The sequence below is a fragment of the Crinalium epipsammum PCC 9333 genome, from assembly GCF_000317495.1.
Taxonomy (GTDB): Bacteria; Cyanobacteriota; Cyanobacteriia; order Cyanobacteriales; family PCC-9333; genus Crinalium; species Crinalium epipsammum.
Window position 1 is genome coordinate 3,467,234 of record NC_019753.1, and the last position, 20,624, is coordinate 3,487,857.

Below are 20,624 nucleotides of genomic sequence, written 5' to 3' on the forward strand. Positions count from 1 at the left end.
CACTCGCAACAGTTGACATTCTATTCATTTGTGGTATTAGAACAATTTATTGGTGCTTTCAACAGTAATGTTAATGATTGGACAGAAAATCACGATCTTTATTTAGGAAATCAGCAACTTTAATCAAGATTGATTATTATATTAGCCCGCGCAGGCGGGCTTTGTTTGTGTGGTTCCCCACCCTTCAGGGTGAGGGATTTTTGGTATAACTTACGCAAGTCCCCCTTTTTAAGGGGGATTTAGGGGGATCTACAATGGCTGAAACGTTGATTTTGACGTTAATGATGCGTAAGTCCTGTTTAAGTATGATAAAATAGTCATATATAACAGTAAGACATATGTTTAAAGTCACTGTAACCATAGACAATGACATTCTGCGGTTCATAGATGAGCAAGCCCAAGGAAATCGCAGTGGTTACATTAATGCCGTATTAACTGAACACCGTCGCTGTGTTTTGGAAGCAGAGATGATTGCAGCCCTTAAGCAGGATATAGAAGATACTGAATATCAAGCAGAAATCGCCGCTTGGGATAGGGTGGTTGGGGATGGAATTCATGCCGAGGGGTGATTTAACTTATAAACGAGGAGATATTCGTTGGGTAAATCTTGAGCCAACCATTGGGGCTGAAACTCGTAAGATTCGTCCGTGCTTAATTGTGCAAAATGACGTTATAAATCAATATGGCTTATTGACTATCGTTATGCCGTTTAGACCTGGAAATAAGAAAGCACCCTATGTTGTAAATGTAAAAGCAACAATCGTTAATGGCTTAGATCGAGATAGATTTATTGATGTGGGTCAAATTCGTGCTGTCGATCATAGCCGGATATTGGAAATGGTAGGTGTATTAGAAGAGGAATATTATTTAGAAATTCAAACAGCAGTTAATGTTGTTTTGGGATTCGCGACTTAATCGCACATAAAATGATAAACATCCCCTAAAATCAGCTATTATGGTCTTAATTTACCAAAAATGACTCAACGTTTCACTGCCATTGTGTATTGGGAAGATGATGTTTATGTTGCACAATGTCCTGAAATGGGAACCGCCAGTCAGGGTGATACGGTTGAAGAAGCAATAGCTAATCTCAAAGAAGCAACAGAACTTTATTTAGAAGAATTTCCCTTACCTAAAACTTCCCCTCGTCTGTTAACTACGTTCCAATAATACTCATAAACCCGCCCATCAACAGATCGTAAAATGCGTAGGGGCGGGTTGACAGACAAACCTATATTCCCACCAACAATACTGATAAACCCGCCCATCAACATTGATCGTATAACCATAATATGCGTAGGGCGCGTTAAGCCCAGATATTTTAGAACTTACGCATTCGCCCCCCTAGCCCCCCAAGTTTGGGGGGAACTAGCAGCTACTCCCCCCAAACTTGGGGGGTTGGGGGGGCAAAACGATGATCTTTGCGTAAGCCCAGATATTTATTAGTAGCAAAGTTGATCTGTCAAAGGGTTCCTACAAATCAATTGGTTTTTATTACAGGTAATCCAACGGACATCATATAATTAATTATTCAGACTTGATATCATTTTAAAGATCTAGCAACTAACCTTAAGCCAGAAATTTTTCCAACTTACAACAGAATCATTCTTCAGATTTTTGCGGAAATACGCACTTCACGCTAATTTCTACATTACAGCCAGCAGAACCAGCAGCAATATAAGGAACTCCACTTGTAGCATTGATATTTACGCCAAACTTGAGGTTAACTTCACTAACTTCTGCAATGGCTAAATTTCTAAACGCATTCAAAGTATGAGTAGTATAAGCGCGAATTGTGCCTTCAATGGCATGGAAACTTTGTGTAATTTGCTTTTGTGGGTCGTCTGGGAATAATCCTCTTTGGGGATTAGTTAATCCTGGGGGAGTTTTTTCAGCAGCTTCGATATAAATAACTGTGCCGTCTTCAAGTTCGATTGGTGTTAATTGTCCCATCAGATTATTTTTTCAAGTTTCGTATCAAGTCTAATCTTAAACGTCGATGTCCTAAAAGATACAGCTATACGCTTTTTACTGTGTCTGACATATCTTCAACTTCTGTTTGTCCTCTGGATGAGTATGTAAATAATCTTGCAGCCAATTGCAACCCATCGCAGTTAAGCTATCCAGATTAAAATTCCACAATTTCACTGTCTTGTCAGCACTTGCCGAAGCAAGAGTTTGCCCATCGGGACTGAAGATGACGCTATTAACCCAACCACTATGCCCAGTCAGGGTGGTAATTAATGTGCCATCTAATTTCCACAATTTCACTGTCTTGTCAGTACTAGCCGAAGCAAGAGTTTGCCCATTAGGACTGAAGATGACGCTATAAACCGAACCACTATGCCCAGTCAGGGTGGTAATTAAGCTGCCATCTAATTTCCACAATTTTACTGTCCTGTCAAAACTAGCCGAAGCAATTGTTTGCCCATCCGGACTGAAGATGACGTTCCAAACCCTATCACTATGCCCAGTCAGGGTGGTAATTAAGCTGCCATCTAATTTCCACAATTTCACTGTCTTATCAGTACTAGCCGAAGCAAGAGTTTGCCCATTAGGACTGAAGATGACGCTTCTAACCGGATCACTATGCCCAGTTAGGGTAGTAATTAAGCTGCCATCTAATTTCCACAATTTGACTGTCTTGTCAAAACTAGCCGAAGCAATTGTTTGCCCATCCGGACTGAAGATGGCGCTATTAACCGGATCACTATGCCCAGTCAGGGTGGTAATTAATGTGCCGTCTAATTTCCACAATTTGACTGTCTTGTCAGTACTAGCCGAAGCAATTGTTTGCCCATCCGGACTGAAGATAACGCTATAAACCGATCCACTATGCCCAGTTAGGGCGGTAATTAATGTGCCATCTAATTTCCACAATGCCACTGTCTTGTCACCACTTGCCGAAGCAATTGTTTGCCCATCCGGACTGAAAATGACACTTATAACCCTATCACTATGCCCAGTTAGAGTGGTAATTAATGTGCCATCTAATTTCCACAATGCCACTGTCTTGTCACCACTTGCCGAAGCAAGAGCTTGCCCATTAGGACTGAAGATGACACTGTAAACCGAACCACTATGCCCACTTAGGGTGGTAATGGGGCTGCCATCTAATTTCCACAATTTCACTGTCTTGTCACCACTTGCCGAAGCAAGAGTTTGCCCATCGGGACTGAAGATGATGCTATTAACTGGATCACTATGCCCAGTCAGGGTGGTAATTAATGTGCCATCTAATTTCCACAATTTCACTGTCTTGTCACCACTTGCCGAAGCAAGAGTTTGCCCATCGGGACTGAAGATGACGTTATAAACCGATCCACTATGCCCAGTTAGGGTGGTTCTTAAGCTACTATGTGATTTCCAGAATTCCCACAATTTCACTGTGTTGTCAGTACTAGCCGAAGCAACAGTTTGCCCATCGGGACTGAAGATGACGCTATTAACCAAACTACTATGCCCAGTCAGGGTGATAATTAATGTGCCATCTAATTTCCACAATTTAACTGTGTTGTCATCACTTGCTGAAGCAAGAGTTTGCCCATTAGGACTGAAGATGACGCTGTAAACCGAACCACTATGCCCAGTCAGGGTGGTAATTAATGTGCCATCTAATTTCCACAATTTCACTGTGTCGTCATCACTTGCTGAAGCAAGAGTTTGCCCATTAGGACTGAAGATGACACTGTAAACCGAACCACTATGCCCAGTCAGGGTGGTAATTAAACTGCCATCTAATTTCCACAATTTCACTGTCTTGTCATCACTAGCCGAAGCAATTGTTTGCCCATCCGGACTAAAGATGACGGTATAAACCGAACCACTATGCCCAGTCAGGGTGGTAATTAAACTGCCATCTAATTTCCACAATTTCACTGTCTTGTCATCACTAGCCGAAGCAATTGTTTGCCCATCCGGACTAAAGATGACGCTATAAACCAAACTACTATGCCCAGTCAGGGTGGTAATTAATGTGCCATCTAATTTCCACAATTTCACTGCCTTGTCATCACTAGCCGAAGCAAGAGTTTGCCCATCGGGACTGAAGATGACGCTATAGACCGAACCACTATGCCCAGTCAGGGTGTTTCGTTCCTTTACTTCATAAACAGCTTGTCGGAGAGGGGCTATCACCTCCATCTTTATATGCTCTTGCTGTGTGGCTGACTTGTCTATTGTTTTTAGCGGTTGTGCTGCCTGTAGTACTTCCAGTAGGGCTTTTAATATTTGTCCATCAGAGAAGAAGGCTTTAGAATAAGCAGTTTTCAACTTTGTATTTACCACTGCTATCTCTAAATTTGCGAATTTTACAGCCTCTCTTGCTGCTTTGCTTTCCTTTTCTACTCGCCTTGCTTGTTTCCTAATTTTGGTTAACTTTGCTTTTTCAACATTTAAGATGCTTTGTGTCGTTTCTAACTCTCTTTCAAGTTCTTGCCTTTTTAACTCCCGACTAGCATCTAAAAACCGATAATCTTGGTCGCCTAAACTTTTGTTTACTGCCCAGGTTTGAGCATCAATTAATGCTTGTCCTCGCAATAATCGTGATTCATCTTCATATCCCGACTCTGACCAAGCTGTAATTGCTTGGGCATAGGGACGCAAACTAGCTAAGATTTCTTCTACCCATTCAAAGTTAAATACCGCAGCATAAATAGGGTTATAAACTTGCAGTTTGCCATCTCGTTTAAATACTAAGCCAGATAAGCGCAATTCCATTTGTTCAGGACTATCATTAGCAACAACTTCCCCTAATTGCAAAATCTGTTGATATAAACCTAGTAATCTACCTGTGCGTTGTCCGGTACTGTATAAAATCCTGTCTCTAATTGTTTTTAAATGTTCTGGCGTATCTTGGGCTTCCCAGTGGTCAATTACTGCTAACTGCACTAAATCCGCTACCCATTCGATTTCACTTCCTACTGTTGGTTCAGAATTAGTTAATAAAATCAAGTCGCATAATTTTTGGGTTAAAAATGGCTGTCCTCCGCTCCATTTTAATAAGGCTGCCATTACTGACTGAGGACTACTAACCTTACTAGCTAATCCTTGAATTAATGGTTCCGTTTCTTCTAAACAAAAGCCATCCAACTCAACAGAACGACCAATATTAAATGGTGTTCGCCGTTTATCTTTAATTAAATCTGCCGGAGTTGCTACCCCAAGCAAAGCAAAGGTTAACCTACTATATTCTGGTTTATCTGCCCTGCGATTATAACAATCTCGAATTACTGCAAAAAAGTCATCAATATTAAATTCTAATGCTAAAATGCTGTCAATTTCATCTATGAAGATGACAATTTTTTGATCAATTGCTGGTAACAATATAATTTCAAAAAACTTACTCAACTTCTGCACTGGTGACAGCAATTCTTGAGATGTCCACCAAAGTTCTAAATCAAAATTTTTATAAAAATTGAAACTACCCACCAAACTATCAATAATTCCGGCATACCATTGTTCGGCAGTAATCCCAAAAGTGCCAATCGCAGTAATATCAATAGCAGCGCAAGCAAACCCTTCATTTTGCAATCGCTGCATAGTCTGAACTCGCAAACTAGATTTACCCATCTGCCGCGAGTTCAGGACATAACAAAACTCCCCAGCTTTCAAGCAGTCGTAAAGTTCTTGATCAGCTTTGCGCCTTACATAAGTGGGTGCATCTACTGGTAAACTGCCACCGACTTGATATTGATACTTGCTTGGAGGGGTTGCAGCCATTAATGTACTCCCAGGCGATCGCAGAAATAAATGCGATATAAATTACACAATGGAATTACATCATTACCCCGCAACTTGACTAAACCCATACTCCGCAGTTTAAAAGCCTGACTTGGTTCTAACCTAACTGGGACATTACTAGCTATTACTTCCTTCATTGCCCCTTCCAAACAAGGATTTTCTTTTAAATTGAATAAATGACGACGGAGATGATCCCCATAAAGTCCTTCTTCTGTAGGGGCAACTTGCAAAAATTTTTCTAACGTCAAGCTACCGCGAGTAATTTCATACAAAGCTTTTCTTAATAAATATGGATGCCCATCTACTACTCCTATCAGTTGCTCAATTTCACTAATCGACCAATTTAACCCATGCCGTTTTATCAACTCTGTAACTTGTCTCTGATTTAACTCTGGTAAATCAATTGGTACACCTACATTAAAAGGCGATTGATTAATATTAAGAGGAATATAAACTTCTTGAGAATGGACAATTACCAAGCGTAAATTTTTCCAAGCTGCCTCATTTTTCCCTCTTTCATGCCACGCCCGCAACAAGCCAAAAAAGTCTTGAGCAATTTCTGGATATTGAAAAATTTGGTCTACCTCGTCTAACCCTAAAGTTAAGGTTTCAGATGTTTCAGCAATAGTTGAAAGTAAGTAGCGTTGGAAGTAATTAGTACACTTATTTTTACTGCCTAAACCCCATTTCCAGTAATCATCTAATCGTTCATCTAAATTTAATTCATTACTAACGCTGGCACAAAACCACTGTAAAAATAAATCAATATTAGTAAAAAATTCGGCATCGGCTGACTGGAAATTAATATAAGCAGTTTGGTGTTTTTGTTGACGAGCGTGATAGAGAATTCTTTGGAGTAGAGAAGATTTACCCATCTGTCTGGGCGCTTTTACCCGAATTAATGCCCCAGGCTTGACAACAGTTTCATAACGATCAACTTCAATCGGCGGTCTTTCGATGTAAAAGGAGGAGTCTAAACTAACAGAACCTTCAGGATTATCTAAACAAAAGGGAGCAACAGGCACTTCTACTACCGAAGGCGATCGCGGTTCTAAGACAACTGCTGCTTCCACTTCAGTCGCTAATAGACAAATATCGCTTCCCTGTGCTATAATATCTGACTTCTTAATTAATACAGGGGTGAGTTCTTCGGGAATCCCAGCCATCCTGATGCTACTACAGCCTAATTTATAGGCAAATTCAATTGATTTCCCTACCCCTAAAGCATCATAAAAACCTACGGCAAATTCCTTAGCGGCGGTATCACCAACTGCTTGATTCATCCCAATAACATAGGGAATGTGACAGGCGATCGCTTGTGCTTGTACTTCGGAATAACAAGCATTTAGTAACACACACTCCACCTGATCCATAAACAACTCAAACAAACCCGCCAAAGCCTTAGCACTAACAAGTTTTGCTTGCCCATGTTCATCTTCTAGCGCCAAACCTCCCTCACCTACACCATGCCCAGAAAAATGCACAATTTGGGGATTAAACTCCAAAACCGCCCTTTGCATATCTCTAGGTGTAACTGCCCATTGTTGCTCTAATTGAAATTCTTCCCGCTTCTGGGCGCGTCTTAATCCAGCATCAATTTCCCTGACTTCTTCATCTAGACGCAAAGGAGTAGAGTTTTTCGGATTTGCTGCTAAAACTAAAATAGTTCTTTTTTTTCTACCTGGGCTGCTCATTAATTAAATCTCTGATGGAATATTACCTTCAGCTTTGTACCTAATAGCTAATTCTTGTTAATCCTGTAAACAGATAACTATTTTAGGCAAGCAGCTTTTAAGAAACATTACTTTATTAGGACTTACGCATTCGCCCCCCTAGCCCCCCAAATCTGGGGGGAGGCGGTGACAGCCAAAAAGCAATTCATTCCAAACAATAGATGCTGTCGCTATTTCCTGATGATACTGTCGCAGCTTTTCTAGGACTTTATAATTAGGAATTGGACGCAGAGGCTCTGACAAAATGTTAGTATCTAGCAAAAAGCCCAATGTCATAAAATAACATCTCGACCAGGTGATTTATCCCTTAATCCAGCAAAAATTTCTTCGGGTTCAATTTCCAATTCTTCTAAATTGACCTGTTGGCGAAACTCTTGCAACGCTTCCCAAAAATTGGGTTTAACATCACTGCTCTGCTGCTCATCAATATCAATTATTATTTCACCATCTGAAATATTGATAGGCTCTAATAATTCGATGGTTTGACCCCGCTTAATGGCTTTTATTTTCATCGCGTTTACTAAATCGAAGGTTTTCCCCTTAACTAACATCTTATACCTATAAAAAAAAGGACTGATTAACAGCCCTTTTTCTTGGCATATTTTAATGATTTAGATCAACTTCAAATCAGGATAATAGGCGAGTAAATCATCGGTTGTGAGTGTGTCGCCTTCTGCTTGAGGTGTCCAGAGAACTTCTACAGCCAGCAGGCGATCGCTTGAAATACTACCAATTTGACGTAAAGCTTGCCGCATATCGTCAGAACTGTTAATAGTTGGCAGTTGCAGATTACCATCGAAACCAACTACAAGCGTTACTAAAATATATTCGCTAGGCGCTTGTGTAGCCTCAGCCAACTGTCCACCACCAGCAGTTAAAGCAGCATTGGAACTAGCTTGACGCAATTGGTTGTTGACATTAGAAAGAGTTTCTTCAGTAAACTTACTGCGTTCAGCCAAAGCTAATTGATTAAACTTAGCTTCAGCGAGTGCTAATCCAGTTTTCTCAAATTGTCCTGCTCCATAAACCCAGTATTCAGGGTGACGTAGCAAAGCTAAAGCACTTTCTTGGAGTACTTGCGCCCGTCCTTCAGCAGTACTTGTATCAGCAGTACGAGCTAAATCGTTTAACTCTGTTTGCAACTCACGAGCTTGTGCTAATAAACCTAATTGTACTCGTGCTACTGAAACTTGGGAATTGTCATAGCCCAAACTTTCGGTATCATTACCAGCACCAACACGGCGGAAAGATTGTACTAAGAAGTTGGCAATTGCAATGAAAATAAAGATACCGAATAAACTGCCAACCCCTCCTCCAAAGCCAAAGAAAGGCAGGAGAAACGGAAGTCCAAAACCACCACCGCCTGGGTAATAGCCACCACCGCGTGGGTAATAACCACCACCACCGCCTGGAGAGTAGGTACGAGGCGCACTATAGCTAGGGCTTCTACTGAAAGAACCGCCGCCCATTCGTCCGCCACTACGTGCTGCTAAAGCGTCACCCGCAGTGCCTAGTGTTAATACCATCATCAGAGCAAGGGCGATTAATGGTTTAAAAAATGGTTTGATATGGGAAAACAATTTATTACGCATAGATATTTTCTCGGTTTAAGCTCGATTCAACTGTAGCGATTTTGACTGCTGCAAACATCTTTCGAGCGACAAGTAGATCTGATGGCGCTGCTCTCTACTAATAGAGGCTGGCATCGCGCCTATATCTAATTTATCCCTTTATATAGCGACACACATAGAGCTTCAGGGCGGATTTACTCTCTGGAAACCCGTACAGGAAAGTATCAAGGAGAGGAGAGAGGAGGGAGGAGTCAGCAAGAATATTATCCTTATCTTCCTCTGCCCCCTCTGCCCCTCTGCATTCCTTAAAATACCTAAGTCCGGAAATTGCAGGTAATTCTAGCCGCCTCCGACAATCGTAACTATTTCTACGCGATCGCCCTCAGCCATTTCTGTTTCTGACCAAAATTGCCGATGCAAAATTTCGCCATTGTACTCAACTGCAACTAAACGAGGATTTAAACCTAGTTGTTCTAGCAGTTGTGGTAATCGAGTTTGTGGCGGACAGGTGCGGGGTTCACCGTTAACTTGCAGTGTGATTTCAACAGTACCGTTAGACATGAGACTGCACAACTTGAGGTTCAATACTGCGTAGGGTTTGCACGCGAGTTAGTTGGGAATGGAAATACTGAGTTATTAAAGTAGGTTGTTCCGCTTCCATAATTGCGCGAACCACAGCTACGCGCTCTGCACCACTTTTCAACACATCATTTAAGTTATTCATATCAATCCCCCCAATCGCAAACCAAGGAATCGGGGAATTTTTAGCCGCGTATTGGACATATTCCACACCAGCAGCAGCTTTACCAGCTTTGGTAGGAGTTTCATATACTGGTCCTACGCCGATATAATCTGCACCTTCTTGGATAGCTCGTTGCATCTCATCTGGATTGGTTGTAGATTTACCAATGATGCGTTGTGTACCTAATATTTGCCGTGCAAAGGCTACCGGAATGTCCTGCTGTCCGAGATGTACACCATCAGCATCTACCGCTACGGCTAAATCTACGCGATCATTAATAATAAACAGTGCGCCGTAGTGATGGCATAGCTGTCGCAGTTTATGGGCATAACTCAGCCTGATAGAATCGTCTGAGGTTTTATCTCGATACTGTAATAAAGTCAGCCCGCCTTGCAGTGCTGCTTCGATTACGTTAAACAAATTTTCTGAAGGGGAAGTCACTAAATACAGGTGCGATCGCTTCAGCAATTGATGACGACGGTAAGCTAACAAATTGCTTTCTAGCGTATAAACTCGATAGCGCATCTGCTTGACATCAGCACTCATTTGTGTACTGTAGAGCTTACCATATTCTTCTATTACCCGCAGTGCTTCTTCGACGCGGCAAAGATTTGCCTGTAACAACTGCTCAATACCCGATCTTTGTTCTTCCTTGGGATGTGTTAATTCTGTACCAGGATCACCTGGAGTATCCCGCGCAGCCCTAATTTCTGAAGAATGCAAGCCAGCTAACTCTTGCCGCATTTGCTTACATTCATTGGCTAACTGACCACTGTTTAAACCAAATCGGCACCATTCTTCAATAATGCGTAAACCTTCTCTGGCTCGATCTAAATTAGCGTCTAAAATGCGGTAAACAGCAGGTTGTATAAAATTAATATTGTTATTTTTATCGCCCATCGGTAATTACTCCATTATTGCTTTATCGTATCAGGATGTATAGCCAATCACAGTTGAATTTTTTTTCAGTTAAAACTAACAATTAACAATGACCGATAACCAATCACCAATCACAAAGTGAAAATTAGGATAATACATTATATTTGCCCTGTTAAACAGTTGTATGCGATCGCATAAAGGATGCGTTAGCCTGTAATCACGCCATGCCAATTTAAATAGTATGCCGATACTTGTAGCTGAAAACCTCAGCAAAGTTTATCCCGTAGCCGTTAAAGAACCAGGTATCAAAGGTACATTAGCGCACTTCATCCGTCGTAACTATCGCCAAGTTAACGCAGTTCAAAATGTTTCCTTTGAAATCAATGCAGGTGAAGTAGTAGGTTTTTTAGGTGCTAATGGTGCTGGAAAAACCACCACACTCAAGATGCTGACAGGGTTAATTCATCCTTCTGGTGGTAAAGTCCGAGTTGCTGGATTCGTTCCCTTTCGCCGTCAAGAAGCATTTTTGCAAAAAATCACCTTAGTAATGGGGCAAAAACAGCAACTTTTGTGGGATTTACCAGCAATCGACTCCTTGAATATCAACGCGGCTGTTTATGGTATCCCTGAAGATGAGTATCGCAAGCGCATTGGCGAATTAGTCGAGATGCTTTCCCTGCAAGGTAAGCTTAACCAACCCGTGCGTAAACTCTCCTTGGGGGAACGCATGAAAGCAGAATTACTAGCAGCACTGCTTCATCATCCCCAAGTATTATTTTTAGATGAGCCAACTTTGGGGCTAGATGTCAACGCCCAAGTCAGCGTGCGAGACTTTTTACGTGAATATAATCAACGCTACCAAGCAACAATTATTTTAACCAGCCACTATATGGCTGATATCACCGCACTTTGCCAAAGAGTGATGCTGATTCATGCAGGGCAATTAATCTACGATGGTAAATTAGAAAGCCTCTTAGACCGCTTTGCCCCCTATCGTGAAGTTAAAGTAGAACTAGCGCAACCTTTACCCGCAGAAAAATTAGTACATTATGGTGAAGTCGAATCGGTAGAAGGGAGAGAAGTACGTTTTTTAGTAAAGCGAGAAACACTAACTCGCACAGTAGCTCAAATTTTAGCGGAATTAGAAGTAATGGATCTAACTGTAACTGATCCACCAGTAGAAGAAGTAATTGGTCGAGTATTTACTGCTGGAGTAGTTGAATAAAAATCTACCAGCGACAACTTATCCGTTAAATCCGTTGCCAAATCCGTTGCCCTCCTTCTAATGAAGCGATTAATTAGAACTACTACAACTTTTCTCACTACTTATTATGCCCACATGGTAGAGTATCGCGCAGAATTACTATTTTGGGCGTTATCTAACTCTTTACCAATTATTTTAATGGGTGTATGGAATCAAGCTGCTCAAAGTGGAAAATTTGGGCTATCACCGATAGATTTAGTACGCTATTTTTTTGCGGTTTTTATGGTGAGACAGCTAACAATTGTTTGGGTTGTTTGGGACTTTGAAAGGGAAGTAGTAGAAGGAACATTATCCCCGCGCTTGCTACAACCAATAGATCCAGCATGGCATCACATTGCTGGACATATTTCTGAACGTATTGCTCGGATTCCTTTTACTGTAGGGTTAGTAATTTTATTTTTTGTACTTTATCCTCAAGCTTTTTGGATACCAAAGTTGCAAACCTTATTGCTGTGTTTGATAGCAACATTGCTGGCTTTTGTATTGCGTTTTATCATTCAGTACACTTTTGGAATGTTAGCTTTTTGGACAGAAAAAGCTTCAGCAATTGAGCAACTATGGTATTTATTTTATCTGTTTTTATCTGGTTTGATTGCACCGTTAGAATTATTTCCCGAAACTGTGCGTAATGTGGTGCAATGGACACCTTTTCCCTATATGATACATTTTCCCGCAGCAATTTTGATTGGGTTGCCAGTGAATATAGGGCAAGGGTTATTAGTAATAATAGGTTGGAGTGTATTCTTTTTTGTGTTAAATCGTTGGTTATGGCGTAAAGGTTTGAAGCATTATTCTGGGATGGGTGCGTAAGGGGTTTAGGTCAGCAAGTAAATCTGTAATTGCCTGTTGGTGGAATCGGTTGTCATCGTAAATCATCAAGGTATTAAGATTAGAGTGCCTGGATAACTTCTGCACCCGCCACACATCTCCGTTAGTAGCAGAAGAGTATTGCTGTTACTGATGAATGTCTAATCCTATGCGGACTAAGTTTTTTATTAATACCAGCATCAAGAGCGATCGCACTCACAATAATATTGTCAGGTTTTGTGACAATATTCAACAATTATGGGTCGCAGGATTTATATTTATGATGTCTTTTCCTCTGAATCGCAGAGGCAGTCAAACCTGCAAAATTTAAAATTTGTCTACTTTTAATTAAAAAAATACTATGTCTTCTAGACTCGATAAACCTGAATTCTCTCGCGAACATCGTCTTGGATTAGTTGTATATGGAGGTGTCGCCTTGGCAATTTACATGAATGGAATTTGCCAAGAATTCTATAACGCTGTCCGAGGTCGAGGAATCTATAAACTGATCAAAGCTCTTACAGATGCTGATATCGTAGTGGACATTATTTCAGGAACTTCAGCCGGAGGGATTAATGGAGTTTTGTTAAGTTATGCTCTAGCAAACAGTCAAGGAAAAAATTGTATTAAATTTGATAAATTCGCTGACGTTTGGAAAAACAGTGGAGATATTAATAAACTCCTTTTCGATCCAAAAGAGTATTCTGGTCTTGACATATCTTCTTTTTTTAATGGAGTAGGCTACTATAAAAAAGAAATCAAAGAAGCTCTCGTAGCTCGGATAAAAGATTTAAAAGAAAACGCGCCTGAAGATGATTGGGTTTCAGAAATAAAAGAACTCGATTTATTTATTACAGGTACTGATACTATGGGTAAAATTAATCAAGTATTTGACAATACAAATCGTGTAATTGAGCTTAAAGATCACCAGGCAATTTTTCATCTAAAATATCGTGATTATGCGGATAACCCTTTCAATCCTGATGATATTACCTGTGAGGCACTTGCCAAGTTGTGTCAAATCACCTCTTGTTTTCCAGTTGCTTTCCCCTCTGTGACAGTCAAGCTTGAACCTTTAGATAAGAACGACCCCGATAAAAAATTAATTGAATGGGGAGATTTAACCAATCGAATTGTGCCTGAAAACAAGCCAAAACTCGATAATTCGCTCTCATTAAAACAACATAATAAGAAAGGCAAGAAACTCAGTGACATAGAGGACGATCCTGGCGCAGGATATCGCCTTCACTTTGTTGATGGCGGTGTATTAGACAATCGTCCATTTAGCTATACAATCAAAGAAATTTATCACCGAGAAGTAGATCGTCGAGTTTCCCGCAAGCTATTTTATGTCGATCCAAGTCCAGACCGTTTTAAAGGCAACTCTGAGTACGAGAATATGTTAAAACCTAATATTGTTCGGGTTGTACAAGATTCTCTAATTGCAATGCCGAGATATGAAAGTATCAATAAAGATTTGGAGTTAATCAATGAACACAACGAGAAAGTTCGTCGCTACAAGTTTTTGCTGGCAGATCTTGAGACTCTTTTAGATATCGAAGAAAAGGATCAAGAAAATAACGATTTTTACGATCAACAAAGAAATGTTTATCTACGGACACGCCTCATTAGTCTTGAAAATAAAATTCTTCCTTTAATATTTTTGAAGTCAGAAGGCTTGGTAAAAGCGAGTCAACAAGAAAAAAATCGGACTAACAAATTAGAGAAAGCTGCAAAGTTACTTGCCGAACCATTCACTACGCCACAAGCTAGCTCTAAACGGTTAAAGCTTCTTGAGCAACTTGAGAAAGACATCTGTCACCTGGATGTTGACTATACCTTAAGAAAGTACTTTTTTATTACTGAATACGTGTACAGGTTGCTTGATGAAAACTATCTTTGTGAATGGCTCAAGAGTAAAAAAAAGCAGGAGATTGAACAAAGTTCTATAAACGATGAAATATTGATTAATTTAAAATTAATAATTAATAAGTTGAATAAGTATAGAAAGCTTATTGAAACAATTAAATCCAATATAGACAAGTTATTTATTAGTCCAGAAATAGAAAAATATTTTTTAAAATTATTAGATGAATCCAATAATTCCAGTGAGCAATTTACCGAAAAATTCTATAGAGCCATGTTATGGTTACACGGGCAATTTCTCAATACAGAATCACTATCAAAGTCAGAGAACCATGAGTTCTCTATTAAAGAATTAAACAAAGATTTAACGGAAAAAATTCACCAAATAAAGTCATTATCTTCTTTAAATAAATTTTTTCAACTTTCTGGAGAGGAACAACTTGTTGAATTGCAAGATTTAGCAGAAAAATCTCTACTTAAGAAGCTAGTAGATGAAACCAAAAAGAAACTGCTAAGTAGTGGGTCTGGAGAAGTAGAGCATTATAATTATATTAAAGAAAAATTGTTAAATTATTTTAACCAATTTGAAAAACTTGATACAGTTCTATACCCTTTAGATTATTTAGCAGGTATTCCAGAAAAACAGTTAATTGAGACTTTTAGAATTAGTCCTGAAGATGCACAATTGGGTTTATCTAGTAAGTTTAATGATGGCGAACGACTGGAACAAAAACTTGCTGGAGATACTTTGAGAGCCTTTGGTGGTTTTTTCAAGAAATCTTGGCGTGCCAATGATATACTATGGGGACGTTTGGATGGACTTAATCGCATCGTTGATGCTTTAGTAACTGAGGAAAAAATCAAAAATTTTCCAAAATTATTAGAAATTGAAGCAGAGAAAGAGGCAAAGAAAAAGAATCAGCCAATTGATCGAGCCAGTTATTTAGACCGTTTGCTTGAGGAAGCATTATTTTCTGATTTTGATCGCGAACGCAGCTTAAAATCAGAGGTAGACAAGCAATACTTGATGGACAAAAAAAAGGAATTAAAGGAAAAACTAGAAAAATTGTTTCCATCGTTATATGCTCCTAGCAGTGGCGAACAACCCATAAATAAAGAGTACTTACAAGATTTTATAAATTCCCTAGTTTCTGTTGGGCATCTTGTTATTCTTGACCAAGATTTAATTCAGACTATGGAAGTTTCTATTGAGGAGCAATTGGACGGAAAACAACAAAAAGTGCCAACTGACAAGCCTGACGCTCCCTTACCTGCTGAGAAGTCTGACGAGTCCATAGCTATTCCTAAATTCAATCGGATAGACTTTAGTTTCGATTCAGCCATCACTGCACTTGTTGTCAAACAAGTTGCTAAAAAATCTCTCAAATCTATCTCATTAAAAGAGAAAGAAGACTTCTTCAATCAACATTATAAAATTGGTTTAGAAACTTTTTATCATATTCCCGAATCCGAGCGTATAAAACTTCTACTTAAAGGTATTCTGATTTTTCAAGATATTTTCCTAACATGGCAACGCAAAACCAAAGCTAAAATTAATTCAAACAAGTCAAAGCCTAACCCTCTTGATTTTTGGAGTCGCTTTGGATGGACAGTTGTCGGCTGGATGATAAATATTGCTATTTTGGTAATAAATTTTATTTTGTGGTGGCGTTTTTGAGCATTTTGTCATTTAATCTTTTGGATTTTAAAGATTAATATTTGCTCGTTAGTAAACATAAAAACGTAAGTATTAGCAGAGCATAAATGCTTAGTATCAAGTGCGATCGCGTAGCGACTCCGTAGGAGTATTGCGCTCTTCGTGACTTGTCAGTTCGCATTTCCCTAACTTCCCAATATTGAACGCAAGTAAGTATTAATGCGATTGTAAAATGATATCGACTCAAAATAATTTTGAACCTATCTACTTTGCAACTAACTGATATCAACCCCCTATGAATCTACTTTCTTGGAGAAACTTTTTTCCGCGTAAGCTGCTAATTTCTGCCTTGTGTACCGCTATGATTTTATTGTTGGTTCAATTAGGGGGAAATATGATTGCTTCGGCTCAAGCCCCAATAACCTCAACCACCTATCAACCTTTATCTCAAATACCTGCAACAGCACAACAAGTTAAGACAGGAATCTATGCTGTAAATCTCTACGATATTAACCCGTCGAGTAATACTTACTACATAGATTTTTATATGTGGTTTAAGTGGAAAGGTGAGATTGATCCAGTTGAAAAACTGGAATTTACCAACGGCGTTGAAGATTGGAGTCTTACCAAAGAAGCTGGTTATGAAAAGCCAGAAAAACTAGCAGACGGCAGCTTTTATCAAGTAGTTAAAACAGAAGGTCGCTTTCGGGAACCATTTTTATTTACTCGCTATCCATTAGATCAACAAAGTTTAAAAATCACCCTAGAAAATTCATTTTATACAACAGATCAATTAGTTTATATAGCAGAAAAAGATGGCTCTGGATATGCTGATGATTTATCTGCTCCAGGGTGGGAAATCCAAAATTATCAAATGCAAAACTTAGTACATGAGTATGCTTCTAGTTTTGGAGATCCTAGCGTCAAACAAAACAAATCAACCTATTCTAGCTTACGTTATGAATTGTTAATATTCCGACCTCTCAGCCTGTTCTTATGGAAACTATTATTACCTTTATTAATTGTAATTTTTTCTAGTTGGGGAGCATTGTTACTGTATCCACTTTATGTTGATTCTCGGATTATTCTGCCTGCAACTGCCCTATTAACTATAGTGTTTTTACAGCAGTCTTACTCAGATGCACTACCTGATGTTGGTTATCTGGTTTTACTAGATAAAATATATGCACTGGCTTATGTGCTGAATATGGCAGCAATTTTAGAGGCAATTATCACAGCTAACTGGGTAAAGAGCGAAAAGCCAGAAGAAATTGCCAGGATAATTAAAATTGACCGCTATTTTTTAATTGGTAATTTGATTGTTTTGGCGGTTGGAGTGGCGTTGTTGATTATATTGAGTTAATTCAAGCAGATGCAAAGATATTTAAGAGTATTAAAACTATTTTGGAGTGCTGCGATCGCCGCCGAACTCGAATATCGAGTAAACTTTATTCTAGCAGCCATCAGCAGCTTAGGAAACCTTGCTGGTAGCCTTTTCGGTGTATCACTGTTTTATAGCAACGGCTACACATTTCCAGGTTGGTCTTGGGATGAAGCATTAATAGTTCTAGGAATATTTACTCTGCTTCAGGGGTTTTCCGCTACTTTTCTAGCACCAAACCTCAACCATATTGTCGATCACATCCAGAAAGGAACCCTGGATTTTATACTCCTTAAACCAATTAGTAGTCAATTTTGGCTTTCTACTCGTACCCTTTCACCTTGGGGACTACCAGATATATTTTTTGGATTAATATTAATCGGTTACGCTGGTAAAAACCTGCAATTACCAACAAGCGGGTATATCCTCAGCACAGTACCCTTATTTTTTGGATTGGTAATTCTGTATAGCCTATGGTTTATCCTGGGAGCAACTAGCGTTTGGTTTGTCAAAATTTATAACGTTACCGAAGTTCTGAGAGGTTTTATTGAAGCTGGTAGATATCCAATGGTGGCATATCCTGCGGCTTATCGCTTCTTTTTTACTTTTATAGTTCCAGTAGCATTTTTAACAACAGTCCCCGCAGAAGCAATGCTTGGTAAAGTTCAAATTGGTTGGTTAGTTGGGGCTGGGGTGTTAGCAATAGTGTTGCTGTTTTTTGCTCGGTTATTTTGGAGGTTTGCACTCAGATTTTATACCAGTGCTTCTAGTTAAATTAAGGATTTTTTTCAACGCAAAGTATCGCAAAGTTAACGCAAAGTATCGCAAAGGGTAATAAAGAAGTTAATCAAAAAGTCGCTAAATTAAAATTAATCCAAGAGCAGGAGGAAGAAGAATGAATTTCCCTTATACAATTGTGATTCAATGGTCAAATGAAGATCAAGGTTATTTTGTACATTTACCCGAATTTCCTACTCAAAAATTTCATACTCATGGTGAAACTTATGAAGAAGCATTAAAGAATGCTCAAGAAGTTTTAGAACTTTTGATTGAGGAATATCAACAAGATGGTAAAGCTTTACCACAGCCTAAACAATTCAATTATTTGGTTTGTGTAGCTTAAAACACAATAAATAAGAATGCGATGCCTGCGGCGGGCTGCGCCTACGCATATCCATTTAATAAACTTTACGAAGGAGAAATATTATGGCAAAACTCACTATAGATCACCTACCTGATGAGTTAATGGAACAAATACAACAACTAGCTAACCAAAATCATCAAACTATTGACGAACAACTGATTAAATTATTAAAACAAGCATTACAAAAGCCCCAACAACCTTTAAAGTTTATCGCTTCCCCCGAAATAGATCCCACTTGGGAAGAACGCTGTAAAGCAGTTCCTCAACTTTTAGCTGATATTGACAAATGCCCTCGCCTCAACCCTCTAGACTACGGACTCCCCGATAGTACCGAACTAATTCGAGAGGATCGGCAAAGATGAGTAACTTTTTACAGTGTGTCATTGATGCAAATGTTGGCATTAAAAGATTTATTGCCGATCCACTATCACCTAATGTGAATCAACTACTAACTCATCTCAACATTCCCCAGACAGAAATCTATATCCCAGATTTGTTTTATATCGAAATAGCGAATATTTTTTGGAAATACGTCCGCGCTGGAATGTACACACCAGAGCAAGTTCAAACAGACTTAGCTACTCTCAAAGGTTTTCCGCTAAAAGTTGTGCCTATGGGTGAATTAATGGAAGAAGCAGTTAATATAGCCGTAGCTTACGGAATTTCTGCTTATGATGCCTCTTATGTTGCCCTTGCTCACCGAGTTTCTGCACCTTTGTTAACTTTAGATAAAAGGCTAGTCAATACTTTAGCAACCGCGCCATATAATGTGCGTTTGTTTACTAACTTTTCTATCCCACCGTTACTCTAAAGTAGGTTTTAATAGGTATATTGCACCATAACAAATTTAACTAAACTCACCCTCAGACAGACGCAGATTTAATTAGATATATTTAATCAATTTAAAGGAGACGAAAGCGTTAACAAATAAAGCGAGATTAAATAGTGGAAACAACACAACTTGGAAACACTAATATTACAATCAGTGCTATAGGTCTTGGTGGAATGCCAATGTCCTTAAGTAGCAGACCTCCAGAGTCAGAAGCAATTAAAGTTATCCACCGCGCCCTTGAGTTAGGTATCACCTTTATTGATACGGCTGATTCTTACTGCAAAGATGAATCAGATAAGCACCACAATGAAAAACTGATTGCTAAGGCACTTAAAGAGTATCAAGGGGATACCAGCAAGATTATTGTTGCTACCAAAGGCGGCTTAATGCGACCTAATGGTACTTGGACACGCAATGGTAATCCCGATCATTTACGCCAAACTATCCGCGAAAGTTTTGAAGCCTTCGGCGGAGAAAAACCAATAGAAGTTTGGCAATATCACGCACCTGATTCTGATTACAAAATTGAGGAATCTTTAAAACCAGCTAAAGAAGCTATAGATGCAGGAATGATTCGCTTTATCGGTGTTTCTAACTTTTCTGTGGAACAAATTAAACGCGCCCGTGATTTTGTCAATATTGTATCTGTGCAGAATCAGTACAACCCCTGGTATCGACAACCTGAAACTGACGGCGTATTGAAGTATTGTGAACAAGAAAAACTAACTTTTATTCCTTGGAGTCCGTTAGGTGGTAGTCGTCGTGTCGGTAAACTAGAAGAAATAGATGCGATCGCACAACTAGCCAAAGAAAAAGGCGTATCCGTTTACCAAATTGTACTTGCATGGTTACGAGCTAAATCACCTGCGATCGTACCTATCCCTGGTGCAAGCAAAGTATCAAGTATCGAAGATTCCATCAAATCTGTTGAGCTTCAACTATCTCCAACAGAAGTACAACAAATCGACGCAGCTACATCATAGCTCACAGATTGAAACCTAGATCT

20 protein-coding genes and 1 pseudogene are annotated in these 20,624 nt (G+C 39.3%); 12 read left to right on the forward strand and 9 right to left on the reverse strand.

All coding sequences use genetic code 11. From position 1 onward, the window contains the following. Window positions 1–338: 338 nt before the first annotated feature. From mazE to CRI9333_RS15100, 3 genes are read left to right on the forward strand one after another with little or no spacing between them, the layout of a single operon-like run. Window positions 339–569 carry a type II toxin-antitoxin system MazE family antitoxin gene (mazE, locus tag CRI9333_RS15090; protein WP_015204031.1) on the forward strand — a complete coding sequence of 77 codons (231 nt, stop codon included), beginning with the start codon at window positions 339–341 and terminating at the stop codon, window positions 567–569. Beyond that, window positions 556–915 carry a type II toxin-antitoxin system PemK/MazF family toxin gene (locus CRI9333_RS15095; protein WP_041226071.1) on the forward strand — a complete coding sequence of 120 codons (360 nt, stop codon included), beginning with the start codon at window positions 556–558 and terminating at the stop codon, window positions 913–915. Before mazE ends, CRI9333_RS15095 begins: the two co-directional genes overlap by 14 nt. A gap of 60 nt (window positions 916–975) precedes the next feature. Next, window positions 976–1,170, forward strand: a complete 195-nt coding sequence (locus CRI9333_RS15100; RefSeq protein ID WP_015204033.1) for a type II toxin-antitoxin system HicB family antitoxin — start codon at window positions 976–978, stop codon at window positions 1,168–1,170. Between the two features lie 432 nt (window positions 1,171–1,602). On the opposite strand, the gene CRI9333_RS15110 is transcribed toward CRI9333_RS15100, so the two are convergent. The 8 genes from CRI9333_RS15110 to CRI9333_RS15145 all read right to left on the reverse strand — a co-directional run bounded on the left by CRI9333_RS15110 (window position 1,603) and on the right by CRI9333_RS15145 (window position 10,688). Next, on the reverse strand, window positions 1,603–1,953 hold the full coding sequence (locus tag CRI9333_RS15110; protein WP_015204035.1) for a CU044_2847 family protein: 351 nt from the start codon (window positions 1,951–1,953) through the stop codon (window positions 1,603–1,605). A 75-nt stretch (window positions 1,954–2,028) separates the two neighbouring features. After that, window positions 2,029–5,721 (reverse strand): AAA-like domain-containing protein, encoded by a 3,693-nt coding sequence (locus CRI9333_RS15115; RefSeq protein WP_015204036.1) that lies wholly within the window; start codon window positions 5,719–5,721, stop codon window positions 2,029–2,031. Further along, window positions 5,721–7,436 (reverse strand): AAA-like domain-containing protein, encoded by a 1,716-nt coding sequence (locus CRI9333_RS15120; RefSeq protein WP_015204037.1) that lies wholly within the window; start codon window positions 7,434–7,436, stop codon window positions 5,721–5,723. Before CRI9333_RS15120 ends, CRI9333_RS15115 begins: the two co-directional genes overlap by 1 nt. 138 nt (window positions 7,437–7,574) lie before the next feature. Next, on the reverse strand, window positions 7,575–7,751 hold the full coding sequence (locus CRI9333_RS15125; protein ID WP_015204038.1) for a PIN domain-containing protein: 177 nt from the start codon (window positions 7,749–7,751) through the stop codon (window positions 7,575–7,577). Then, complete coding sequence (locus CRI9333_RS15130; RefSeq protein WP_015204039.1) at window positions 7,748–8,026, reverse strand: hypothetical protein; 279 nt, start codon at window positions 8,024–8,026, stop codon at window positions 7,748–7,750. Before CRI9333_RS15130 ends, CRI9333_RS15125 begins: the two co-directional genes overlap by 4 nt. 60 nt (window positions 8,027–8,086) lie before the next feature. Further along, complete coding sequence (locus CRI9333_RS15135) at window positions 8,087–9,067, reverse strand: DUF1517 domain-containing protein (protein WP_015204040.1); 981 nt, start codon at window positions 9,065–9,067, stop codon at window positions 8,087–8,089. 318 nt (window positions 9,068–9,385) lie between these two features. Next, entirely contained in the window at window positions 9,386–9,607 is a 222-nt protein-coding gene (gene thiS, locus CRI9333_RS15140) for a sulfur carrier protein ThiS (protein ID WP_015204041.1), read from the reverse strand. Continuing rightward, entirely contained in the window at window positions 9,600–10,688 is a 1,089-nt protein-coding gene (locus CRI9333_RS15145) for a thiamine phosphate synthase (protein WP_015204042.1), read from the reverse strand. The genes thiS and CRI9333_RS15145 overlap by 8 nt, the downstream gene beginning before the upstream one ends. A gap of 220 nt (window positions 10,689–10,908) precedes the next feature. On the opposite strand from CRI9333_RS15145, the gene CRI9333_RS15150 reads away from it, so the two are divergent. Further along, window positions 10,909–11,892, forward strand: a complete 984-nt coding sequence (locus CRI9333_RS15150; protein ID WP_015204043.1) for an ABC transporter ATP-binding protein — start codon at window positions 10,909–10,911, stop codon at window positions 11,890–11,892. Window positions 11,893–11,952: 60 nt separating this feature from the next. Beyond that, window positions 11,953–12,741 carry an ABC transporter permease gene (locus tag CRI9333_RS15155; protein ID WP_015204044.1) on the forward strand — a complete coding sequence of 263 codons (789 nt, stop codon included), beginning with the start codon at window positions 11,953–11,955 and terminating at the stop codon, window positions 12,739–12,741. Here CRI9333_RS15155 and CRI9333_RS28365 read toward each other — a convergent pair. After that, window positions 12,697–12,946, reverse strand: a pseudogene (locus CRI9333_RS28365) (tyrosine-type recombinase/integrase); the annotation flags it as partial. The gene CRI9333_RS15155 and the pseudogene CRI9333_RS28365 overlap by 45 nt on opposite strands. Before the next feature lie 153 nt (window positions 12,947–13,099). Between CRI9333_RS28365 and CRI9333_RS15160 the strand changes: the two are divergent. The 7 genes from CRI9333_RS15160 to CRI9333_RS15190 all read left to right on the forward strand — a co-directional run bounded on the left by CRI9333_RS15160 (window position 13,100) and on the right by CRI9333_RS15190 (window position 20,601). Continuing rightward, window positions 13,100–16,282, forward strand: a complete 3,183-nt coding sequence (locus CRI9333_RS15160; RefSeq protein WP_015204045.1) for a patatin-like protein — start codon at window positions 13,100–13,102, stop codon at window positions 16,280–16,282. A gap of 274 nt (window positions 16,283–16,556) precedes the next feature. Continuing rightward, window positions 16,557–17,624 carry a hypothetical protein gene (locus CRI9333_RS15165; RefSeq protein ID WP_015204046.1) on the forward strand — a complete coding sequence of 356 codons (1,068 nt, stop codon included), beginning with the start codon at window positions 16,557–16,559 and terminating at the stop codon, window positions 17,622–17,624. Window positions 17,625–17,633: 9 nt separating this feature from the next. Further along, on the forward strand, window positions 17,634–18,416 hold the full coding sequence (locus tag CRI9333_RS15170; protein WP_015204047.1) for an ABC transporter permease: 783 nt from the start codon (window positions 17,634–17,636) through the stop codon (window positions 18,414–18,416). A gap of 121 nt (window positions 18,417–18,537) precedes the next feature. Next, window positions 18,538–18,765: a type II toxin-antitoxin system HicB family antitoxin gene (locus CRI9333_RS15175; protein WP_015204048.1), complete on the forward strand. Its 228-nt coding sequence runs from the start codon at window positions 18,538–18,540 to the stop codon at window positions 18,763–18,765. Window positions 18,766–18,848: 83 nt separating this feature from the next. Beyond that, entirely contained in the window at window positions 18,849–19,148 is a 300-nt protein-coding gene (locus CRI9333_RS15180; RefSeq protein WP_015204049.1) for a hypothetical protein, read from the forward strand. Continuing rightward, entirely contained in the window at window positions 19,145–19,597 is a 453-nt protein-coding gene (locus CRI9333_RS15185) for a type II toxin-antitoxin system VapC family toxin (RefSeq protein WP_015204050.1), read from the forward strand. Before CRI9333_RS15180 ends, CRI9333_RS15185 begins: the two co-directional genes overlap by 4 nt. Window positions 19,598–19,731: 134 nt before the next feature. Next, window positions 19,732–20,601, forward strand: a complete 870-nt coding sequence (locus CRI9333_RS15190) for an aldo/keto reductase (protein WP_015204051.1) — start codon at window positions 19,732–19,734, stop codon at window positions 20,599–20,601. Window positions 20,602–20,624 lie beyond the last annotated feature (23 nt).

Coding starts and splice junctions, on each gene's coding strand:
- mazE (WP_015204031.1), top strand. CDS start 339: ATGTTTAAAGTCACTGTAACCATAGACAATGACATTCTGCGGTTCATA.
- CRI9333_RS15095 (WP_041226071.1), top strand. CDS start 556: ATGCCGAGGGGTGATTTAACTTATAAACGAGGAGATATTCGTTGGGTA.
- CRI9333_RS15100 (WP_015204033.1), top strand. CDS start 976: ATGACTCAACGTTTCACTGCCATTGTGTATTGGGAAGATGATGTTTAT.
- CRI9333_RS15110 (WP_015204035.1), bottom strand. CDS start 1,953: ATGGGACAATTAACACCAATCGAACTTGAAGACGGCACAGTTATTTAT.
- CRI9333_RS15115 (WP_015204036.1), bottom strand. CDS start 5,721: ATGGCTGCAACCCCTCCAAGCAAGTATCAATATCAAGTCGGTGGCAGT.
- CRI9333_RS15120 (WP_015204037.1), bottom strand. CDS start 7,436: ATGAGCAGCCCAGGTAGAAAAAAAAGAACTATTTTAGTTTTAGCAGCA.
- CRI9333_RS15125 (WP_015204038.1), bottom strand. CDS start 7,751: ATGACATTGGGCTTTTTGCTAGATACTAACATTTTGTCAGAGCCTCTG.
- CRI9333_RS15130 (WP_015204039.1), bottom strand. CDS start 8,026: ATGTTAGTTAAGGGGAAAACCTTCGATTTAGTAAACGCGATGAAAATA.
- CRI9333_RS15135 (WP_015204040.1), bottom strand. CDS start 9,067: ATGCGTAATAAATTGTTTTCCCATATCAAACCATTTTTTAAACCATTA.
- thiS (WP_015204041.1), bottom strand. CDS start 9,607: ATGTCTAACGGTACTGTTGAAATCACACTGCAAGTTAACGGTGAACCC.
- CRI9333_RS15145 (WP_015204042.1), bottom strand. CDS start 10,688: ATGGGCGATAAAAATAACAATATTAATTTTATACAACCTGCTGTTTAC.
- CRI9333_RS15150 (WP_015204043.1), top strand. CDS start 10,909: ATGCCGATACTTGTAGCTGAAAACCTCAGCAAAGTTTATCCCGTAGCC.
- CRI9333_RS15155 (WP_015204044.1), top strand. CDS start 11,953: ATGAAGCGATTAATTAGAACTACTACAACTTTTCTCACTACTTATTAT.
- CRI9333_RS15160 (WP_015204045.1), top strand. CDS start 13,100: ATGTCTTCTAGACTCGATAAACCTGAATTCTCTCGCGAACATCGTCTT.
- CRI9333_RS15165 (WP_015204046.1), top strand. CDS start 16,557: ATGAATCTACTTTCTTGGAGAAACTTTTTTCCGCGTAAGCTGCTAATT.
- CRI9333_RS15170 (WP_015204047.1), top strand. CDS start 17,634: ATGCAAAGATATTTAAGAGTATTAAAACTATTTTGGAGTGCTGCGATC.
- CRI9333_RS15175 (WP_015204048.1), top strand. CDS start 18,538: ATGAATTTCCCTTATACAATTGTGATTCAATGGTCAAATGAAGATCAA.
- CRI9333_RS15180 (WP_015204049.1), top strand. CDS start 18,849: ATGGCAAAACTCACTATAGATCACCTACCTGATGAGTTAATGGAACAA.
- CRI9333_RS15185 (WP_015204050.1), top strand. CDS start 19,145: ATGAGTAACTTTTTACAGTGTGTCATTGATGCAAATGTTGGCATTAAA.